The following is an 18,849-nucleotide window of genomic DNA, read 5'->3' as shown; positions in this document are numbered from 1 at the left end:
ATGGCAGCCGACCAGAGACATGAGGAGACCCCGATGAAGAAAGTGCTGATTGCCAATCGCGGCGAGATTGCCGTGCGCATCATCCGCGCCTGCCGCGACTACGGGCTCCAGTCCGTCGCCGTCTACGCCGATCCCGATATGGACGCTCTGTTCGTCACCCTGGCGGACGAGGCCTATGGTCTTGGCGGCAGCCGTCCGGCGGAGACTTATCTCGACATCCAGAAGCTCATCGACATCGCACGGCGCTCCGGCGCCGACGCCGTTCACCCAGGTTACGGCTTCCTCTCCGAGCGGGCGGAATTCGCCCGTGCGGTGCAGGAGGCAGGGCTCACCTGGATCGGCCCGGACCCGCATGTGATCGAAGCGCTCGGCGACAAGGTCGAGGCGCGGCGGATTGCGCTTTCCGTCGGCGCGCCGCTGGTGGCCGGCAGTGAAGGCCCGGTCGAAACGGCCGAAGAGGTCGTGGCCTTCGCGAAGGAATACGGGCTTCCCGTTGCGATCAAGGCTGCCCATGGCGGCGGCGGGCGTGGCCTCAAGGTCGCCTGGAAAATGGACGAGGTCGCCGAACTCTATCACTCCGCCGTGCGCGAGGCGAAGGCCGCCTTCGGACGTGGCGAGTGTTTCCTCGAACGGTTCCTCGATCGCCCACGCCACATCGAGGCGCAGGTTCTGGCCGACAAGCACGGCAATGTGCTGGTGCTTGGTACTCGCGACTGCTCGCTGCAACGGCGCAACCAGAAGCTCGTTGAAGAGGCGCCGGCGCCGTTCCTGAGCGACAGCCAGCGTCAGTCGATCCATGAAGCCGCCGCCAAGATCTGCGCGGCAGCTGGTTACTCAGGAGCGGGCACTGTCGAATTCCTGCTCGGCGTCGATGGCACGATCTCCTTCCTCGAAGTGAATACCCGCCTGCAGGTAGAGCACCCCGTGACCGAGGAGACGACCGGGATTGACCTCGTGGTCGAGCAGTTCCGGATCGCCGAGGGCAAGACGCTCGATGTGTTGGAAACCCCTGCCCCGCGCGGTCACTCGATCGAGTTCCGCATCAACGCCGAAGACCCCGGCCGCGGCTTTCTGCCGACACCGGGGGAAATCACCCGTTTCGATCCTCCGTCGGGGCCGGGCGTGCGGCTGGACACGGGCGTCGTCAGCGGGTCGACGATCCCCGGAACCTTCGATTCCCTGATGGCAAAGCTCATCGTGACAGGCACGACGCGTGCGCAGGCGCTGGCCCGCGCACGCCGGGCATTGGCGGAGTTCAAGATCGAAGGGGTGGCGACCGTTCTGCCCTTCCACCGCGCTGCGATGGAATCCAGCGACTTCACCGGTGAAGAGGGGTTCCGCGTTCACACGCGCTGGATCGAGACGGATTTCGCCGAGACGCTGGCATCCGCTCCCCGGCCTGAACCGCTTGGGGATACGTCCCTGATCCGCACCCATGTGGAGATCGACGGCAAGCGCCACGAACTGGGCATCCCGGCCGTGTTGCTTTCAGGCCTAGGCAGCCTTGCCGGCGGCGGCGCGAATGCAGCCGGACAGACAACGGCAAAAGCCGAGGATGTCGACAGCGTCACCGCGCCGATTTCCGGCACGCTGCAAGCTTTCAAAGTCGAGGATGGGACCGAGGTACAGGCCGGCGACCTGATTGCCGTCATGGAAGCCATGAAGATGGAAACCCAGGTGACGGCCAGCCGCGCCGGTCGGATCCGGTTCAAAGCCGAAGCTGGTGGCTATCTGCAAGTGGGCCACGAGATTGCGCGCTACGAGAGTTAAGCCAAGGCCACAACAGAGCGTTGGCTTGGCCCGGCCGCGTGCATCGGGCGCACACCCTGCATCATGCGGGCGGGATAGTGCTCAAACGACAAAAGGCCCGCCTAGAGCGGGCCAATTGTTCAAACTCTGAAGTGTCAGGCCTTGTCGACGACGTTCTTCACCGCGTCCTTTGCCTCACCCTTGGCCTGCTGGCCGTGGCCTTTGGCCTCCTGTGCGGCGCCCTTGGCTTCAAGGCTCTGATTGTCTGTCGCGTCGCCAACGGCCTGCTTTGCCTTGCCGGCCAGTTCATTTGCATTGCCGGAAATCTTGTCGGATGTGGAACCCATAATCGTTCTCCTTGTTTGCGGTACCGCGCAGATTTCAAGTCGCTATCCGGTCATCATGTGCCGGGAAAGTCCGTCTCAAGCTGCTCGACGATCCGCTTACATCCACAATGCGCGAGGACGGCGATCGTTCCAGTGACGCCCTGAGGCGCCACCATACTTTGGGCCCGACAGGCGATTAGCGCTTGTAGGCGCCGAGGCCGGGGCGGTAGGTCTTGTCGTCGAGGAACTGTTTCAAGCCCTCGGCGCGCCCATTGCTCTTGTCGAGGAAGAGCATCTGCTCAAGCTTGGCATAGATATAATCGTCGGCCTGTTCCCAAGGCATGTTTCGCACCCGCTTAAAGGTGTCCTTCGCCGCCTTCAGGACGGTGGGGTTCTTTTCCAGCAGGCTTGCGCACAGGGTGCGGACGCGCGTTTCCAAATCGGCCAGCGGTACGGATTCGTTGACGAGACCCATCTCGCGGGCTTTCTGGCCGCCGAATGTCTCGCCGGTCATGATATAGTAGAGCGAATCCCGGTGGTTCATGACCTCGGCCACGGCGCGGGTGACATTGCCGCCCGGCAGGATGCCCCAGTTGATTTCGGAAAGACCGAAGGTGGCTTCATCCGCCGCGATCGCGAGGTCGCAGGAGACGAGTGGCGTGAAGGCCCCGCCGAAGCACCAGCCATTGACCATGGCGATGGTCGGCTTTTCGAAATACATCAGTCGGTTCCACCAGCCGCCGGACTGGCGGCGGCTCTTGAGAACGGCCGCACGGCCCTTGCCGTCGTTCTCACGGAAGTATTCCTTGAGGTCCATGCCGGCCGACCAGGACTGGCCGGCGCCGCGCAGGACGAGGACGCCGCAGCGGTCATCCGCTTCGAGTTCGTCCAGCACTTCCAGCATGCGCATGTTCAACTTCGGGTTCATCGCGTTGCGCTTCTCCGGACGGTTCAACGTCACGAAGGCGATGCCGTTGTCGAATTCGACCAGAACCGGATCTGGCGTGGTGTTCGTATCAGTCATGACTGGCTCCTTGAGGCATTGCTTGGGACGTGGTGCCCGTTTTTCTGTGTTCAGCTTGGGGCATGGGTCTGGCGCAGGATATGTTTCTGCGCCTTGCCGGATGCCGTTCGCGGGATCTGGTCGAGAAAGACGATGCGGGTCGGACGTTTGTAGGTGGCCAGTCGCTCGGCACAATGGGCGAGAATCTCTTCTGCCGACGGGCTCCCGGCGTGGGCCACGATGAAGGCGACGCCGCATTCCCCCCATTTCGGATCGGGCAGTCCGACGACTGCGACATCGCGCACCTTCGGATGCGCTCCGATCACCGCCTCGATCTCCGCCGGGAAGACGTTTTCTCCACCGGAAATATACATGTCCTTGAGGCGATCAGGCACATGGATCACCCCGCCCTCACCCCGGCGCCCGAGGTCGCCGGTGCGGTACCAGTCACCGACGAATGCACGGGCCGTCTCGCCAGGCTTGTTCCAGTAGCCGGGCGTGACAGAGGGCCCCTTGACCCAGATCTCACCGACCTCACCGTCGTTTACATCCTGCCCGTCTTCGCCGACCAGACGGACGGCAAGGAGCGGTGCGGGAAAGCCCACACTTCCGGGATGCCGTGCGACAGCATCCCGATCGAGCGGCATGTGGATGGCCGTACCGGCCTCGCTCATGCCATAGCCGTTCACGAGCGGAATGCCGTCTGCAAGGAAGGCTTCGATCAGGGCCGGAGACAGCGGCGCGCCGCCGATGAAGATTGCCTGGAGCGCCTTCAGTGCCGTCGGATCCCAGCCGGGGGCGCTGCGCAGCGCGGACGCCATCTGGGGCACTGCGAAGTAGTGCGTGACGCCGAGGTCGGGGTCACCAAGGACCGCAAGCGTCCTGTCGGGCAGGAAGCGGTCAGAGATCACCAGTCGCCCGCCCATCATCAGCGCCGTGCGCCCGATGGCGACAAGCCCGATGGTGTGGAAGAAGGGCAGGTCGCAGAGCGACACTGACCGGCTGGTGACTTCACCGACAAGGGCGAAGTTGACCGCCGACGCAAAGGCATTGCCCCGTGTGATGACCACACCCTTGGGGCTGCCTGTCGTGCCTGATGTGTAAAGCATGATGCAGGGTTTGTCGGCGTCGAGCGCCACCGGTTCGGCGCGCTCGGCGTTCGCCACCATCCGCGCCCATCCTTGCGCGCCCTCGACCGGAATGGCTCGCGGCAGCGGCTCGGCGATCTGCGCCAGCACGTCGGAAAAGTCTGCTTCATGAATGAGAAGTGCTGGATCGCAGTCGGCAATGATCTGCGAAAGTTCGGCTGCGCCGAGCCGCCAGTTGAGCGGCACGAAAACCTGACCTGCACGCTGGCAGGCGAGGCAGGCGACGATCTGGTCGATGGAATTGCGTCCGAGAAAGGCAATACGCTGCGAGAGCGGTCGGCTGCCGACAATCTGGGCCAGCAGGCCGGCTGCGCGGGCGACGGCGTCGTCCAGTGACTGGTAGGTCTCGGAACGGCCGGTCGCGACCTCATAGGCGGCCGGGCGGTCCGGACTGACCAAGGCGCGATGGATCAAGGGGTCGTCCGTCTCCAGACCGACGGACCCCACAGCCGCTGCGGCCGACTGAATTCCAGGCTGCATTTCGTTCTCCTCATCGCCACCCATCCGGGCCTCCTTGGCGAATTGTATGCTTCACATACTATTTTGACGATTCTGGTTTGACAAGCCCGAATTTGACTGTTGCAGTCGAAAGTGATCATGAATAGTTCCGCAAATTCGATGCGGCATGACTGGAAGAGAAGCCATGACCAGACATAATGACCTGAAGCCGGCGAATGACGACGATGTTTTCGAAGTCGGCTCCCCGCTGCGCACAGGACGCCTCAATGAAATTCTCGGCTTCCATTTGCGCATGGCCAATGTCGCCATCTACCAGGACTATTCGGCTGCCATGGGCGATCTGGGGCTGACCCAGAAACAGTTTGCCGTGCTCGAACTGATCGCGGCCAATCCCAAGGTCAGCCAGATCGACATCGCCAATCAGCTCAGCATGGACCGTGCCACGATGATGGCGCTGGTCAACCGGCTGGAGGGGCGCGACCTCCTGGTGCGCAAACCTTCATCGGTCGACAGGCGGCGTCAGGAACTTCTCCTGACGGCGAACGGCATCGAGGTTCTGAAACAGGCGCGCAACATCCAGGAACAGCACGAATTGCGCTTTACCGAGCGGTTTTCCCCCGAAGAGCTCGAGATTTTCATCGACAGCCTGAAGCGCATCTATTCCGACATCTTGCCTGTTCTGCCCCAGTCCGACTGAGCGTCACCTCCAGACATGCCAGACAGAAACGACCGCCCGAAAGCGGTCGTTTCGATTTTCATGATCAGAACGGGTAGTGCTGGTTCGGATCCTCGATGGTGATCCAGCGCAGTTCGGTGAACTCGGTGATCGCCGCCTTGCCGCCGAAGCGCCCGTAACCACTGCCCTTGACCCCGCCGAACGGCATTTGCGGTTCGTCGAACACGGTCGGGCCGTTGATGTGGCATATGCCGGACTCAATGCGCGCAGCGACTGCCAGCGCGCGGCGGATGTCGCGGCTGAAGACCGCGCCGGACAGGCCGTATTCGGTGTCGTTGGCGACGCGGATTGCCTCTTCCTCATCCTTCACACGGATGATCGGCTTGACGGGGCCAAAGCTCTCTTCCTGATACATGCGCATGTCTGGCGTCACGTTGTCGAGCAGGGTCGCTTCGACGACGCTGCCTTCGCGCTTGCCGCCAGCTACGAGCTTTGCGCCCTTGGAAACGGCATCAACGATGAGATCGTCCATCTTCTTGGCCGATTCCAGGCTGATCAGAGAGCCGAGTACGACATGGCCCTTCGGGTCCCCCGCAGGGAGCTTCGAAGCCTTGGCGGCGAGCTTTGCGACAAACTCGTCGGCGATCTTATCGTCGACGATGATGCGCTCGGTCGACATGCAGATCTGGCCCATATTCGCGAAGGCGCCGAAGGCAGCCGCATTCACCGCGGCATCGATATCGGCGTCGTCGAGAATGACCAGCGGCGCCTTGCCACCGAGCTCCAGCAGGGCCGGTTTCAGGTTGCGTCCGCAAAGCTCCCCGATGATCTTGCCGACCTTGGTGGAGCCGGTGAAATTGACACGCTTCACCGCCGGATTGGTGATCAGCGCTTCGACGATCTTGGCTGCATCCTCAGGTGCATTGGTGATGACGCTGATGGCGCCCGACGGGAGACCTGCCTCGACCAGGCACTGGGCGATCAGGCGATGGGTGCCCGGGCACTGCTCGGAGGCCTTGAGGATCACGGTGTTGCCGCAGGCGAGCGGCATGGCGACAGCGCGCGTCCCGAGGATGATCGGCGCGTTCCACGGCGCGATGCCAAGGCAGACGCCCACGGCCTGGCGCATGCCCATCGACAGCGAACCCGGCTTGTTCGACGGAATGACCTCGCCGGAAATCTGGGTGGTCATCGAGGCCGCCTCGCGCAGCATGCTGGCGGCGACCATGACATTGAAGGCACCCCAGTGGCCGGTCGCGCCGGTCTCGGCAATGACGAGTTCGGAGAACTCGGCCGTTTTCGACTCCATGATGTCGGCGGCCTTCAAGAGGATCTTGCGACGCTCCCCCGGGCCGGTTCTGGACCATGCCGGGAAGGCTGCAGCGGCCGCATCGACGGCCGCGGCCGCATCTTCCAGACTGGCGGCGGACGCCGTGGTCGCGACTTCCTGAGTAAAGGGATTGATGCGCGTGAAAGTCCGCCCGCCTGCGGCAGACGTCTCCACGCCGTTGATCAACAGCGAAACATGCATGTTCACGATAGAAACTCCTCCTGTGTTGTCAGCACCAATGAACCGGGTGGCAGCCGGTTGTCGTTCCCGCCCAACCAATGATCTCGGATCGATTCCCTCCGTCGCAGCGACGGTACTGCAAACGGCACCATCTCCCGTGGCCCTGTCATTTTTGTAAGTCTAGCAAACAAATATTGTTTGACAAGAGTCTTCGCGCGGCCGTCGGAACGGTCAGTAGGGCAAACCTACATAGTTCTCGGCCATGGCCGAGGATGCCGCGCGAGAATGGGTCAGATAGTCGAGTTCGGCTTCCTGGATCTTCTGCCCGAAGTCGCCCGTATCGGGGAAACGGTGCAGCAATGTGGTCATGGACCAGGAGAAGCGAACTGCCTTCCAGACACGCTTGAGTGCACGAGGCGAATAGGCGTCGAGCGCGGCATCGGATTTTTCCTGATAGTGCTCCAGCAGGCCTTCGATGAGATAGTACACGTCTGAGGCCGCGAGATTGAGCCCCTTCGCGCCCGTGGGCGGGACGATATGGGCCGCATCGCCGACCAGGAAAAGCCGACCGAAGCGCATGGGCTCGGCGACGAAAGAGCGCAGTGGTGCGATCGATTTCTCGAAACTTTGACCCGTCACCATGGCCTCGGCGTGATGGGCCGGCAGGCGGCGGCGGATCTCATCCCAGAAGCGCTCGTCCGACCACATCTCGACCGTATCGTCGAGCGAGCACTGAACATAGTAGCGACTGCGGGTTTCCGAGCGCATGGAACACAGGGCGAAGCCACGCGGGTGATTGGCGTAGATGAGTTCGTGATTGACCGGCGGCACATCGGCGAGGATGCCAAACCAGCCGAACGGGTAGATCTTCTCGAAGGTCTTGATCGCATCGTCCGGCACCGCCTTGCGGCTTGCGCCATGAAACCCGTCACAGCCTGCGATGAAATCACATTCGATGCGATGACTGACGCCATCCTTCTCATAACTGATGAAGGGGCGGTCCCCGTCGAAACCTGAGGGCACGACATTGGCAGCGTCATAGATCGTCACGCCGCCATCACGCTCGCGACGCTCGATCAGGTCGCGCGTCAGCTCCGTCTGACCATAGACCATGACTCGCTTTCCGCCGGTCAGGTCGAAGAGATCGATGCGATGATCGCGGCCGTCAAAGGCCAACGAGAAGCCGTCATGCGGCAGACCTTCGCGGTGCAGGGGATCCGCAATGCCAGCGCGATCCACGAGGCCAACGGTACCTTCTTCAAGAACACCGGCGCGAACGCGCGAGAGGATGTGGTCCTTGCCAACGCGATCCACGATCACGTTGTCGACGCCAGCATTGGTCAGGAGCTGTCCCAGAAGCAGGCCGGAAGGGCCCGACCCGATGATGGCAACCTTGGTCCGCATGTCTTCCTCCCGCTACGCACTGGAATCGTGTTTCGACAAATTCTGGTGCGACGGGCAGTCCATCACAATGGACGGATCATGTGTTTTGTTGCACAAATCGAACATGAAGAAACGCAACTCTCAGCTTGGCGACCTAATACCGACCTATGACCTCTATGGCGAAGATGATCCGTCGGGCTCGCGCTTTTGGGTGCACTGCGAAACGATTGCGGCCAGAAGCGCCCTCCATCACTGGGAAATCGGCCTGCATCGACACGAGCGCTACTTTCAGATCCTGCTGGTGACCGGTGGATCGGGCGACGCCATCTTCGACGGCGAAACTGTGCGTTTCGAACCGATGTCTCTCGTGACCGTTCCGCCGGCAGTCGGACACGGGTTTCGTTTTTCACCTGATATCGAGGGTTATGTCTTCACCTTTCTCGCGAGCCGCCTGCCCGTCCGTCCAGGGGAGCCGAGTGCCTTCGGCGACTTTCTTTCGGCGCCTCGGATCACGCGCCTGCCGCAAGAGACCGGTGAAGGTAAGTTGATCATCGATCATCTCCTGCGGGTCGCCACCGAATGGGAGGGACGGCTGACCGGCCGAACCGTGCTGATGGAGACGGGTCTTGCGGCTTCACTCGCGCTCACCGCGCGGATCGCCGCGCAGGACCAGACGGAGGCCGAAGGTACGGACGAGAACGACCGCAGGATCGAAGCCTTCTCGGCGCTGCTTCACCGGGAAGTGCGCAATCACCGGCCCGCATCCTTCTATGCCAGCGCACTTGGCATCACGCCGACGCATCTCAACCGGGTGCTGAAGGCAAAGACCGGTCTCGGGACGCAGGATCTGGTGGCGCGACGACTGATCGAGGAGGCGCAAAGGGAATTGCTGTTCACACCGGGCAGCGTCAAGCAGATCGCCTTTCGTCTCGGCTTTTCCGACCCCGCCTATTTCTCCCGTTTCTTCAGCCGCCAGACCGGAATGACGCCCGGCGCCTGGCGGCGGCAGGAACAGACGCGGATTGGATCGCGCAACGACGAGCCGGGCGGCATCAGGGAGCGCTGAAACGATCGATCAGCACCTGTCGCATCTCGTCCATCCGCCACTCGCGGGTCTGCGCTCCCGGAACCATGCCAGCCGTGAAGCCATGGGCTTCGAAACTCTCGACAAGGTCTCTGTCGGCCGAGACGACATGGATCGGTACGGCGCGTGACGCATTCGGCCCGGTGATGATGTTGGCTGGCTGGTGATCGCCCAGGATGACGAAGACAGTGTCACGGCCGAAGCGCGCCATATAGCTGCCGAGCGTCTCAAGCGAATAGTCGATCGTCTGGATGTACTGACGCCGCACACGCCCCGGATCGGCCCAAACCACGGATGGCGGATCGCCGCTTTCCGCCTGCGGGTTGAAGATCGTGCCGTCACCGACCTCCGCCCAGTCGACCAGTGTCGGGACCGGGGTCCAGGGCGCGTGGCTGGAGATCAGCGCGATTTCCGCCATGACCTTCTCCCCTGCTGCGTGGGCCGGGCCACGGCCGAGGCGTTCGAAAGCCGCAAGCGTGTATTGGTCCGGCATCGTCACCCAGTTGAACGGTTTGCCGCGATATTCGAGATCGGCCGCAGCCAGGGTCTGGCGGTAGCCATAATAGGCCGCCTCCGGCCAGTCCATGGTGATCGCCGGCATGGCCGCGACACTCTTCCAGCCAGCTTCCGAGAAGAGGCGATTGAGGCTCGGCTGGCTGCTGATCATCAGCCGGTCGTAGCGGGCCTGACTGTCGATCCAGAGGCCCGACAGGAGCGTGCCGTGGGCGAGCCAGCTCAGACCGCCGACGGTGGGTGAAGTTGCCCAGGCGCTGGCCGAGACCAGCCCCGCGCTTTGGATCTCCGCCTGGACACTTGCCAGACGAGGCCGTGTCGTGTCGGCGTAACGCGGATCCTCCAGGGCCGACCGCCCATAGGACTCGACGAAAAGGAAGACGACATCCATGTCCTCGACACCGGCGAACAGCCTTGCACCCGCACGCGGGCCCTCGCCCTTGGCCAGCTCCGTTTCGAAGACATGCATGTCCTCGACGGACTTCACGATGAGTGCAAGCCGGGTGCGGAGATAGGTGGGTATGCGCGCCTCGATCCTGGGCGTGCCCATGAAGGTCGCCAAGCCGCCAAAGAGCGTGACGGCTGCCAGGAATATCACCAGCCAGGAGCGGGCTGGCCGTGGCATTGCCGCAAGCCATCGCGCGGCCGCCAGGAAGAGGACCAGGACCAGCGCAAGACCAAGAAGTGCTGTGACCACACCGGTCAGAGCCGTGAGCGTTCCGACCGTGCCGGATATCAGGTTCCAGCCATCCACCAGCATCTTGGCATCGAGATAGGGATTGAACGGCCGTTCGAATGCAGACTTGGTGCCAATGTCCGCGATCTTCAGGAACAGGATCGTCAGAAGCAGAAGCCCACTGAGAAGAGCGCTCGGCTTGCGCAGACGCCGGGGCACGACAAGCAAGAGGAGCATCAAGAGCGGCCATTCGAGCGGCAGGCGCAAGAAGGCGTTCCATCCGATGGCATCTGGATGATCCGGAAGGGTAAACGCCAGCCAGGCGATTACCGATACGAGCCCGACGCCGAGATGGGGACGAATGTCGGTTGCCGGCTTCAGCATCGCGCCAGGCTCCTCGGCCCAACCTGGCATCCATTGCGCAGACGCGGTTTTCTCGGCATGGAAGTCCGTCGGATCATTTCTTGCGTATAGGTCTTCGACAGACCATTTTCAAACGACGGAAGTCTCATCATTTGCCCCTGCTGCGCCTCCTTGCTGCCCTCGCACTCGTTGCCTTTCTGGCATTCCTGGTTTCTGGAACGGATTTCGAGGCCCTGAAGGATGGCTTCAAGCAGGTATCGGCGGCACATGTGATCGCCGGTCTCATGCTCGTCCAGATCCAGATCGCCGTCTCGGCTCTGCGCTGGCGCTTCACGGCCGCGCGGCTCGGTGAGGCCATGTCCCTGCCGCTCGCCGTCAGCGAATATTATGTTGCAAGCTTTCTCAACCAGACCCTCCCCGGCGGGGTGGCCGGCGATGCCGTCCGCGCCTATCGGATGCGAAGTGAAGGACCCGGCGGCTGGAAACGGCCGACAAAGGCTGTCCTGTTCGAGCGACTGTCCGGACAAATGGCCTTCTTCGTGCTGGCCCTGGGCGGCCTCTTCATCTGGCCACAGGTTCTTGGCGGCGAGGATGCGGGCCGGCTCTCGCTTCACATCGCTCTCGGCTTCATTCTCGTTGCCGCCGCACTCGGTGGCGGCATGAATGTCATCAAGCGACGTTTCTCGTGGATCGGGCAACTCGCGGACGAGGTGGGCGCCGTCTTCGTTCGCGACGGGGCACTGTTCATTCAAGCAGGCATGAGCCTGCTGATCGTTGGAACGTATGTCGCGGGCTTTTTCCTTGCAAGCGATGCGGTCGGAGCGCCGCTTCCCTGGACGGCAGCGCTGACCGTCATTCCGCTCAGCCTGATCGTCATGCTGATACCCGCCGGCATGGGCGGGTGGGGGACCCGTGAAGCAGCCGCGATGGCGCTCTGGCCGCTCATCGGCGCCACGTCGACCGAGGGGCTTGCGGCCAGCATCGTTTATGGCGGCCTGTCGCTCGCCGGCGCCCTGCCAGGACTTGCAATCCTCTCGCTCGAAACGATCCGTGGCAAGCCTCGCCGAGCCTGACGACGCGATCATTGCCGATCGAGCCGGGCATAGACGTCGCCCGAGGCACCCTCTGTCGGCATCTGCGAGAGTTCGACGAGCAACTCGTCCGCCGTCTTCCAACGCTCGGACACGAAGCGATGCCGTTCTCCGACGACGCGGTTGAATCTATAGGCTCCCAGGCCCATCAAGCGGTCGATTGCATTGGACGCAACCGAGGGCATTGCGGGAATGTATTCAAAGGCGATCAGCGGGATCGGTTTCGTGAGACCGTGCAGAATTTCCGCCTCGGCGCCCTCAACGTCGATCTTGCAGAAGGCCGGTAGTCCGTATTTCGCGATCAGGTGGTCGAGCGTCACCATCGGGACCGTCACCTTGCGATCCCAGACGACCTGCGAAAAGCCCTTGCTCTGACCGACGGTCTCGACGAAGCGGCTCGAAATGCTCGTCACCGTCGGATGACGGCTCGAGATCAGCAGATCAATCTCACCCGCCATGCGCCCCACCGCCACGCGTTCGAAGCCGGTCAGGTGCGCGGCAAAGCGGCGCTCGATGAATTCGGCAAAGGCCGGCTGCGGCTCGACTGCGACCACGTTCGCCCCAAGGGAGAGCAATGTGCTGCTGCGGCTGCCGACGTGGGCGCCGATATCGAAGACGAGTTCACCGGGATTGACGATGGAGCTGTAGAACCGGCGCAGTGCCGAGCGCCGCCAGGGCTGGCCGTAATAGACAACCAGCGAGCGCGCCAGCCCGAGGGACGTCGAGAAGCGGTCAACGAGGCCCATCATGCTTCGGCCGGCTGGCGCAGGAGGAAGATGATGTCCACGGCAAAGGAATAGACAAGCGCGACAAGGGCAGCCGCTGCGATTGCCGTGGAAAACGGCGGCGTCACGAATGGCACCAGAATGATGCAGAGCGCCGCGATCTGAAGCACACAAATCAGTTTGCGCCTGAAGGACGGGAAAAGCTCGCCATTCAAGCGCGGCCAAACCCAGCCTAGGGCTACAAAGCCGTAACGCATGAGGCCGATCAGCAGCACCCAATGCCCCGCCTTGTCCAGGATGGTTGCCGCCAGCGAGAGCACCAGAATCAGGAGCGCGTCGACTTCCATGTCGAAGCGGGCCCCGAAGGACGATTCCTGGCCGTAGCGACGGGCGAGATATCCATCGACGCCATCCAAGGCGAGGGCAAAGAGAACCACACCGACAAGCGTCCAAAGAGCGAGCTCAACGGTCGCCAGACTCTCGAAACAGATGATGGTTGCGAATGTCAGACTGACGAGGGAGGCCCGGAACGCCGTCACCAGATTGGCATATCCGAAGCGGCGATGCGGATGCGCCGGCAGAGCATAGATGACCAGGGAAAACATCAGTGCGAGCGACACGATGACGGAGGCGACGAAATCCCATCCCACAGGCAGAACGAAGGAGGCAAGCACCGCAACGACGCCCGTACCAGCAAGCAGTCCGGACAGGATAGCAAGCGTATCGTTCAGGAGGCCGCGCCGTTCCAATAGACGAGAGGCAAAAGCCGATCGGCTTACGCCCCATGATCCGACGAAATCAACGCCGCCAAGCCGTTCCGGCTCGCTTGCCATCTGCAATCCTCCCTGCCCGCCTGAATATTATTCTGCAGCGACCAGCGTTTCCAGGTCCATCAGGTGGCCGGCACGCAGGGTCTTTGTACGCAGGTAGTTCTCGTTTTCCGCAGTCACACGTCCCGTGACCGCGGCCCGTGCCTCGACCTCGATACCGCCAAGCTCGAGGCCGGCGATCTTGGTCGGGTTGTTGGTGTAAACGGCGACCTTCGAGATATCGAGGAGACGCAGCATGGCGACAGCTGCCTCATAACGTCGGTGATCTTCCGCAAGCCCGAGTTCAGCATCGGCATCGATCGTGTCCAGACCCAGGTGCTGATAACCATAGGCGCGCATCTTGGCGCCGATGCCGGTGCCGCGCCCTTCCTGATCGAGATAGAGAAGGACGCCGCCGCCGGCCTGCTTGAGAAGCGCCAGGCCGTTGCGAAGCTGGTCACCACAATCGCATTTCAGCGAGCCGCAGAGATCACCCGTAATGCAGGAGGAGTGAATGCGGATCGGCACCGTCTTGGAGACATCCGGCTTGCCAACCACGATCGCCACCTGATCCTTCTGAGCGAGACCGCCACGGAAGACGACGAAATCGGCATCGCCGAGATCCTTGAGCGGGACCCGGGTGCGCACAACCTTGTCGAAACGCTGGCGCGCCGCATCGGCGCCCTTCAATCGACTTGAGGCGATTTCGCAGCATCCGGCGAAACGATCGTGGATCTGTGTGACGTCAGCCAGGACCATGGCCGGCAGCAAGAGCGCCAGACGTGCAAGCTCGGCAGACTGTGTCGCCAAGGCATCTGCCGGCTGCCAGAGTGCGGGCTTTTCCGCGCCAAGTGCGTAAGCGAGGCGCGACGCAGCATCGAAGGAAAGACCGGCAAGCGGCGTGACCACATCAAGGTCCCTGCCGATACCGAGGCGGCTCGCGCGGGGCGCAGTCAACAGAAGGCCGTGACGGTTCTCGGTGACCGCAGCGAACTGGTCGAAAAGGGAGGGCGCAACGCAATCAAGCGCAAGAGCCGCAATCTTCCTATCACCCTCGCTGATCACCACTGGACGGCCATAACGAAGCTCCGATACCGCACGTTCAACTTCGATCGCAGCGGTAGGGAACTGGAAAGCGGGCTGGCTGGATTTCGACATGAGGCATTCACTCCCTAATCAGTGGCAAGCACTACGCCTCAACTCCGGCGATGGTTTGCGCATCCGTCATAAAATTAATTTGATGACGGTTACGGAACCAAATGCTCTGTGCCGCAATACGTTCCACTTGTGATATATATCTAGTGCGCGGGGGTCGCAGTGTGAAGCTCGAAGCAAATGAACAGACCGTAGCCGAAGGGGAAGCAGCCTCCGCGCTGTGGATTGTAGCGCCTGGCCTCTGCCAGCTACGCGAGGAGCGGATTGCCGAGCCCTCACCGACCGACGTTGTCGTGCGTACGCTCTACAGCGGGATCAGTCGCGGGACGGAGGCACTTGTCTTTCGTGGCCTCGTGCCTGAAAGCGAGTTCGAGCGGATGCGCGGGCCGCATATGGAGGGTACCTTCCCCTTTCCGGTGAAGTACGGCTATGCGGCCGTCGGGCAGATCGAGGCGGGGCCTTCGCATCTCGTCGGCAAAGAGGTCTTTGCCCTTTTCCCGCATCAGGACAGGTTCGTTCTTCCCGCAGAACAGGTGACCGTCCTCCCTGACACGCTGCCAGCGCAGCGGGCAGTCCTCGCGGCCAATATGGAAACGGCGCTCAACATCGTCTGGGACGCCGGCATACAGCCGGGCGATCGCGTCGCGGTCTTCGGCGCCGGGGTGGTTGGTTCACTCGTCGCCTATCTTGCATCCCGTATCATCGGCACCGAAACGACCATCGTAGACCGCGATGCGACGCGGCGGGAGCTGGCAACCGCTCTCGGCCTGACGTTTTGCGAGGCGAACGCCCTCGATGGCGAATTCGACGTCCTGGTGAACGCGACCGCCTCGGCCGAGGCCTTGCAGCAGGCCATTGCCCATGCGGGCATGGAGGCAAAGATTATCGAGGCGAGCTGGTATGGGGACCGGGTGGTGCCGATCCCGCTTGGCGGCGCCTTCCATTCGCGCCGGCTCTCGCTGGTGAGTTCCCAGGTCGGGTCTATCCCGGCCAAGCGACGCGCGCGCTGGACCTATGCGCGGCGCATGGCAAAGGCGCTCGAACTGCTGTTCGACCCGCGCCTGGATCGCCTGATTTCCGGTGAAACTGTTTTTGCTGAACTGCCCGCCACTTATGCTCGTATCCTGTCCGCACAAGACACACTGTGCCATCGCATCCGCTACTGACGAAAGAGAGCTCATGTTCGCTGTTGAAGTTCGAGACCATATCATGATCGCCCATAGCCTGCCGCGCCCGGTTTTCGGCCCGGCCCAAGGGATGCATGGGGCGACATTCGTCGTCGATGCGGCATTTTTCACCAAGGACGTCGACGAGGATGGCCTCGCCGTCGACATTGGTGCAGCCACGACCGTACTGTCGGAGGTTCTGAAGCCGCTCAACTATCAGAACCTCGACGAAGTGGAGGTCTTCAAGGGTAAGGTGAGCACGACGGAAGTGATCGCCAAGCACATTTTCGACCAGCTTGCCCTGGCCGTTTCCGACAAGCGTCTCGGCCCCGGTAGCCACCGGATCTGCCGCCTCAAGGTGACGCTGCATGAATCCCATGCGGCGCGCGGCTGGTACGAGGCGGATCTTTGAGCCGTTCGCTGATATTCGCCTATCCGGGCGATCTCTCGCTGAGAACCGGCGGCTATGCCTATGATCGCAAGGTGACAGAGGGCTTGAGATCACTGGGATGGACAGTCAATCTGATGCCGCTCGGTGACGGTTTTCCGGTGCCTTCAAAGGCGACGGTTCAAAGCGCGAGCAAGATGCTTTCGGCTCTGCCGGACGAAACGCTCGTGGTGATCGACGGACTTGCCTTCGGGGTGCTCGATGCCTGGGCTACGGCGGAGGCCGCACGCCTGAAGATCGTCGCACTGGTTCACCATCCGCTCGCGCTCGAAACCGGGCTTTCCGAGACTGAGCAGACGAGGCTCCGCACAAGCGAACGGGCGGCACTCTCCTCTGCTCGTCATGTGATCGTCACCTCGCCGATGACGGCCCGTGAAATTGCTGCGAACTATGGCGTCGAAGCTCCGCGCATCACCGTGGCGCTGCCCGGGACAGCGCGTGCCGAATTCGCTCCTGCCGACAACTCTGTCCCAAAGATCTTCTCGGTCGGCACGCTGTCGCGCCGAAAGGGGCATGACATTCTGCTTTCGGCGTTGAAGTCGATCGAGGATCTCGGTTGGGAGGCAACGATCATCGGCAGCAAGACACTCGACCCGGCAACCGGTGTCGAACTCTCACGCCGGGTCGCCGAACTGGATCTAACCGACCGTGTGCACCTTGCTGGCGAAGTCGACGATCCGAAAGGCTATTTCGCCGGTGCAGACATTTTTGCGCTTGCCAGCCGCTACGAAGGCTATGGCATGGTCTTTGCCGAAGCGCTTTCTCATGGCCTACCGATCGTCGCATGCAAGGCGGGCGCCGTACCGGATGTCGTGCCTGCTGACGCTGGCATACTCGTTTCGGTAGACGATGCAGATGCCTTTGGCCAGGCGCTTCGCCGCCTGCTCACCGATCCAGCCGAGCGGAAGCGGCGGGCCATTGCCGCACGGCAGGCGGGCGCGCAGCTGCCGGATTGGCCAGAAACGGCACAGATCATCTCCGACACATTGGACAGGATATCATGAGCGGCTTCGACAAGGACTGGCTGGCACTGCGCGAACCCGTCGATCTGCGAGCACGGGCCTCGACGCTGGTCGAAACGATTTCAGGGCATCTTGGAAGTGTCAGGCAAGCTAAGATCCTCGACATCGGCTGCGGGACCGGGTCGACCTGGCGCAGCCTGACCCCACATGTTCCGGATGACACGCGCTGGACCCTCCTCGACTACGACCCTCTGCTGCTCGCAGAGGCGGAACGCCGCATCGGCGTGAGGGACACGGTGTCGTTTCGACAGTTCGATCTCAACGAGGTAGAATTGCTCCCGCTCTCGGATGTGACCTTGGTGACGGCATCCGCGCTCTTCGACCTGTGCTCCGCCGATTTCTGCAATCGTTTCGCCGAGGCGCTCTCTCGAAGCGGGACCGGGCTCTATGCCGCCTTGAACTATGATGGCGTTATGGAGTGGACTGCAAAGCACGCGCTTGACGAACAGGTCGCGGCGGACTTCAACCGCCATCAAAGGTTCGACAAGGGCTTTGGGCCAGCCCTCGGTCCCGATGCGACAGAGTATCTGAGGCATTGCTTCAAAAATCTCGGCTACAGCATTTCTGTCGGCACCAGCCCCTGGACCATGGGCCCGGACGATGCGGCGCTGCAGACGGCGTTTCTCGAGGGGCTGGAAAGGCCATTGGCCGAGATTGGCACCCTCACCAGAGAGGATATCAAATCCTGGATGGACTTCAGGCTGGAGAAAATCGCGGATGCCGGCAGTTCATGCGTGGTCGGCCACACGGATATCCTCGCCCTGCCGCATCGCTGAGCCGGCTGAGGACCTGAGGTCGCAGTCAAAGAGGATATCGCTGCCCAGGGCGTAGACTCTGGCTTCTGGCCGATAAGCGCTGGTGAGCTTGTCGATCGGGGGCAGCGCGATGCCGGCAGGCCCGGATCCGATGATGAGCGGCGCGATCGCCACATGCAACCGATCGACCAGCCCGGCCTCGATGAAGCGGGCAATGGTCCGGGCACCACCTTCGACCAGAATGCGGCTGAGCCCGCGATCGGCGAGTGCGTCGAGAATATCGCGAGGGTCAAGCCCCGCCTCAGTCCGCGGAACCCGCAGCACATCGGCGTTATGGGATCGTTCCGGTGCATCGGCTCCCTGGATCAGGATGACCGGGGCGCCGCCGTCCCGAAACAGGCGCTCCTCACCGGTCAGTTCGGCTCGACAGTCTATGACGACACGGACGGGGTTGGGTCCCTTGACGGCGCGGACCGACAGGCGCGGGTCGTCACATTTCACGGTCCCGACACCGACGATAACGGCTTCCACCAAGGCGCGGCAGCGATGCAGATGGGCAATCCCGTCGGGGCCGGAAATGTCGCGGGCATCGCCCGACGGGGTAGCGACGCGCCCGTCGATAGACTGTCCGACCTGGGCAAGGACAAAACGACCTTCGGCTGCGGCCATCGGCGCATAGAGCGCCATGACGGCTTCTGCTTCATCCGGGGCAGCTTTGCCCAGGCTTCCGCGCATGGAAAGAAGGCGTGCCCAGAGCTGGTCCGTCATGTCGATCTTACGCATGGAGA

At 62.4% G+C, this 18,849-nt stretch carries 18 protein-coding genes; 8 read left to right on the top strand and 10 right to left on the bottom strand.

The window, feature by feature from the left end:
- Positions 1-33: 33 nt before the first annotated feature.
- Positions 34-1,770, top strand: coding sequence for an acetyl/propionyl/methylcrotonyl-CoA carboxylase subunit alpha (locus QTL56_RS18405; RefSeq protein WP_245134694.1), 1,737 nt, complete (start codon positions 34-36; stop codon positions 1,768-1,770).
- Positions 1,771-1,904: 134 nt separating this feature from the next.
- Here the strand turns inward: QTL56_RS18405 and QTL56_RS18400 are convergent, their stop codons facing one another.
- The 3 genes from QTL56_RS18400 to QTL56_RS18390 form a co-directional block, all read right to left on the bottom strand.
- Complete coding sequence (locus QTL56_RS18400; protein ID WP_229573128.1) at positions 1,905-2,096, bottom strand: CsbD family protein; 192 nt, start codon at positions 2,094-2,096, stop codon at positions 1,905-1,907.
- Positions 2,097-2,271: 175 nt separating this feature from the next.
- Positions 2,272-3,099, bottom strand: coding sequence for a p-hydroxycinnamoyl CoA hydratase/lyase (locus tag QTL56_RS18395; RefSeq protein ID WP_147887647.1), 828 nt, complete (start codon positions 3,097-3,099; stop codon positions 2,272-2,274).
- Positions 3,100-3,149: 50 nt separating this feature from the next.
- Positions 3,150-4,706 (bottom strand): AMP-binding protein, encoded by a 1,557-nt coding sequence (locus QTL56_RS18390; protein WP_245134693.1) that lies wholly within the window; start codon positions 4,704-4,706, stop codon positions 3,150-3,152.
- A 163-nt stretch (positions 4,707-4,869) separates the two neighbouring features.
- Here QTL56_RS18390 and QTL56_RS18385 point away from each other — a divergent pair, with 163 nt between their 5' ends.
- The gene (locus QTL56_RS18385; protein ID WP_229573130.1) at positions 4,870-5,382 is read left to right on the top strand and encodes a MarR family winged helix-turn-helix transcriptional regulator; all 513 of its coding nucleotides are present in this window, start codon (positions 4,870-4,872) and stop codon (positions 5,380-5,382) included.
- A 64-nt stretch (positions 5,383-5,446) separates the two neighbouring features.
- Here QTL56_RS18385 and QTL56_RS18380 read toward each other — a convergent pair whose 3' ends face one another.
- Both QTL56_RS18380 and pobA read right to left on the bottom strand, forming a co-directional pair.
- A complete protein-coding gene (locus tag QTL56_RS18380) occupies positions 5,447-6,892 on the bottom strand; it encodes an aldehyde dehydrogenase (protein WP_229573880.1) in 1,446 nt (481 codons plus the stop codon).
- A 210-nt stretch (positions 6,893-7,102) separates the two neighbouring features.
- The gene (pobA, locus tag QTL56_RS18375) at positions 7,103-8,275 is read right to left on the bottom strand and encodes a 4-hydroxybenzoate 3-monooxygenase (RefSeq protein ID WP_245134691.1); all 1,173 of its coding nucleotides are present in this window, start codon (positions 8,273-8,275) and stop codon (positions 7,103-7,105) included.
- Positions 8,276-8,378: 103 nt separating this feature from the next.
- On the opposite strand from pobA, the gene QTL56_RS18370 reads away from it, so the two are divergent.
- Positions 8,379-9,320 (top strand): helix-turn-helix domain-containing protein, encoded by a 942-nt coding sequence (locus QTL56_RS18370; protein ID WP_245134689.1) that lies wholly within the window; start codon positions 8,379-8,381, stop codon positions 9,318-9,320.
- Here QTL56_RS18370 and QTL56_RS18365 read toward each other — a convergent pair.
- Positions 9,307-10,911 carry an alkaline phosphatase family protein gene (locus tag QTL56_RS18365; protein ID WP_245134687.1) on the bottom strand — a complete coding sequence of 535 codons (1,605 nt, stop codon included), beginning with the start codon at positions 10,909-10,911 and terminating at the stop codon, positions 9,307-9,309. The genes QTL56_RS18370 and QTL56_RS18365 overlap by 14 nt on opposite strands.
- Before the next feature lie 131 nt (positions 10,912-11,042).
- On the opposite strand from QTL56_RS18365, the gene QTL56_RS18360 reads away from it, so the two are divergent.
- A complete protein-coding gene (locus tag QTL56_RS18360) occupies positions 11,043-11,963 on the top strand; it encodes a lysylphosphatidylglycerol synthase transmembrane domain-containing protein (RefSeq protein WP_245134685.1) in 921 nt (306 codons plus the stop codon).
- Between the two features lie 8 nt (positions 11,964-11,971).
- Here the strand turns inward: QTL56_RS18360 and QTL56_RS18355 are convergent, their stop codons facing one another.
- Genes QTL56_RS18355 through ribA form a run of 3 tightly spaced genes read right to left on the bottom strand, consistent with a single transcriptional unit; the run spans position 11,972 to position 14,673 of the window.
- Positions 11,972-12,730 (bottom strand): FkbM family methyltransferase, encoded by a 759-nt coding sequence (locus QTL56_RS18355; RefSeq protein ID WP_245134683.1) that lies wholly within the window; start codon positions 12,728-12,730, stop codon positions 11,972-11,974.
- Complete coding sequence (locus QTL56_RS18350; protein WP_245134681.1) at positions 12,727-13,539, bottom strand: CDP-alcohol phosphatidyltransferase family protein; 813 nt, start codon at positions 13,537-13,539, stop codon at positions 12,727-12,729. The genes QTL56_RS18355 and QTL56_RS18350 overlap by 4 nt, the downstream gene beginning before the upstream one ends.
- A gap of 27 nt (positions 13,540-13,566) precedes the next feature.
- Positions 13,567-14,673, bottom strand: coding sequence for a GTP cyclohydrolase II RibA (ribA, locus tag QTL56_RS18345; RefSeq protein WP_245134679.1), 1,107 nt, complete (start codon positions 14,671-14,673; stop codon positions 13,567-13,569).
- Between the two features lie 161 nt (positions 14,674-14,834).
- Between ribA and QTL56_RS18340 the strand changes: the two genes are divergently transcribed.
- Genes QTL56_RS18340 through QTL56_RS18325 form a run of 4 tightly spaced genes read left to right on the top strand, consistent with a single transcriptional unit; the run spans position 14,835 to position 18,082 of the window.
- The gene (locus QTL56_RS18340) at positions 14,835-15,836 is read left to right on the top strand and encodes a zinc-dependent alcohol dehydrogenase (protein ID WP_245134676.1); all 1,002 of its coding nucleotides are present in this window, start codon (positions 14,835-14,837) and stop codon (positions 15,834-15,836) included.
- A gap of 13 nt (positions 15,837-15,849) precedes the next feature.
- Complete coding sequence (locus QTL56_RS18335; protein ID WP_245134674.1) at positions 15,850-16,248, top strand: 6-pyruvoyl trahydropterin synthase family protein; 399 nt, start codon at positions 15,850-15,852, stop codon at positions 16,246-16,248.
- A complete protein-coding gene (locus tag QTL56_RS18330; protein WP_245134673.1) occupies positions 16,245-17,288 on the top strand; it encodes a glycosyltransferase family 4 protein in 1,044 nt (347 codons plus the stop codon). The genes QTL56_RS18335 and QTL56_RS18330 overlap by 4 nt, the downstream gene beginning before the upstream one ends.
- Entirely contained in the window at positions 17,285-18,082 is a 798-nt protein-coding gene (locus QTL56_RS18325) for a class I SAM-dependent methyltransferase (RefSeq protein ID WP_245134671.1), read from the top strand. Before QTL56_RS18330 ends, QTL56_RS18325 begins: the two co-directional genes overlap by 4 nt.
- Here the strand turns inward: QTL56_RS18325 and QTL56_RS18320 are convergent.
- Positions 18,035-18,844, bottom strand: coding sequence for a RibD family protein (locus QTL56_RS18320; RefSeq protein WP_245134669.1), 810 nt, complete (start codon positions 18,842-18,844; stop codon positions 18,035-18,037). The two genes, QTL56_RS18325 and QTL56_RS18320, sit on opposite strands and share 48 nt — an antisense overlap.
- Positions 18,845-18,849 lie beyond the last annotated feature (5 nt).

The sequence above is a fragment of the Peteryoungia algae genome (genome assembly GCF_030369675.1).
Lineage (GTDB): Bacteria > Pseudomonadota > Alphaproteobacteria > Rhizobiales > Rhizobiaceae > Allorhizobium > Allorhizobium algae.
Note: the sequence above shows the minus strand (reverse complement) of the source record. Positions and strands in the feature narration are given on the sequence as shown.

What these genes read in the sequence shown, in the direction of transcription:
- QTL56_RS18320 (WP_245134669.1), bottom strand. Translation starts at nt 18,844, where the DNA reads ATGCGTAAGATCGACATGACGGACCAGCTCTGGGCACGCCTTCTTTCC.
- QTL56_RS18385 (WP_229573130.1), top strand. Translation starts at nt 4,870, where the DNA reads ATGACCAGACATAATGACCTGAAGCCGGCGAATGACGACGATGTTTTC.
- QTL56_RS18395 (WP_147887647.1), bottom strand. Translation starts at nt 3,099, where the DNA reads ATGACTGATACGAACACCACGCCAGATCCGGTTCTGGTCGAATTCGAC.
- pobA (WP_245134691.1), bottom strand. Translation starts at nt 8,275, where the DNA reads ATGCGGACCAAGGTTGCCATCATCGGGTCGGGCCCTTCCGGCCTGCTT.
- QTL56_RS18335 (WP_245134674.1), top strand. Translation starts at nt 15,850, where the DNA reads ATGTTCGCTGTTGAAGTTCGAGACCATATCATGATCGCCCATAGCCTG.
- QTL56_RS18350 (WP_245134681.1), bottom strand. Translation starts at nt 13,539, where the DNA reads ATGGCAAGCGAGCCGGAACGGCTTGGCGGCGTTGATTTCGTCGGATCA.
- QTL56_RS18400 (WP_229573128.1), bottom strand. Translation starts at nt 2,096, where the DNA reads ATGGGTTCCACATCCGACAAGATTTCCGGCAATGCAAATGAACTGGCC.
- QTL56_RS18365 (WP_245134687.1), bottom strand. Translation starts at nt 10,911, where the DNA reads ATGCTGAAGCCGGCAACCGACATTCGTCCCCATCTCGGCGTCGGGCTC.
- QTL56_RS18390 (WP_245134693.1), bottom strand. Translation starts at nt 4,706, where the DNA reads ATGCAGCCTGGAATTCAGTCGGCCGCAGCGGCTGTGGGGTCCGTCGGT.
- QTL56_RS18405 (WP_245134694.1), top strand. Translation starts at nt 34, where the DNA reads ATGAAGAAAGTGCTGATTGCCAATCGCGGCGAGATTGCCGTGCGCATC.
- QTL56_RS18380 (WP_229573880.1), bottom strand. Translation starts at nt 6,892, where the DNA reads ATGCATGTTTCGCTGTTGATCAACGGCGTGGAGACGTCTGCCGCAGGC.
- QTL56_RS18325 (WP_245134671.1), top strand. Translation starts at nt 17,285, where the DNA reads ATGAGCGGCTTCGACAAGGACTGGCTGGCACTGCGCGAACCCGTCGAT.
- QTL56_RS18370 (WP_245134689.1), top strand. Translation starts at nt 8,379, where the DNA reads ATGAAGAAACGCAACTCTCAGCTTGGCGACCTAATACCGACCTATGAC.
- ribA (WP_245134679.1), bottom strand. Translation starts at nt 14,673, where the DNA reads ATGTCGAAATCCAGCCAGCCCGCTTTCCAGTTCCCTACCGCTGCGATC.
- QTL56_RS18355 (WP_245134683.1), bottom strand. Translation starts at nt 12,730, where the DNA reads ATGATGGGCCTCGTTGACCGCTTCTCGACGTCCCTCGGGCTGGCGCGC.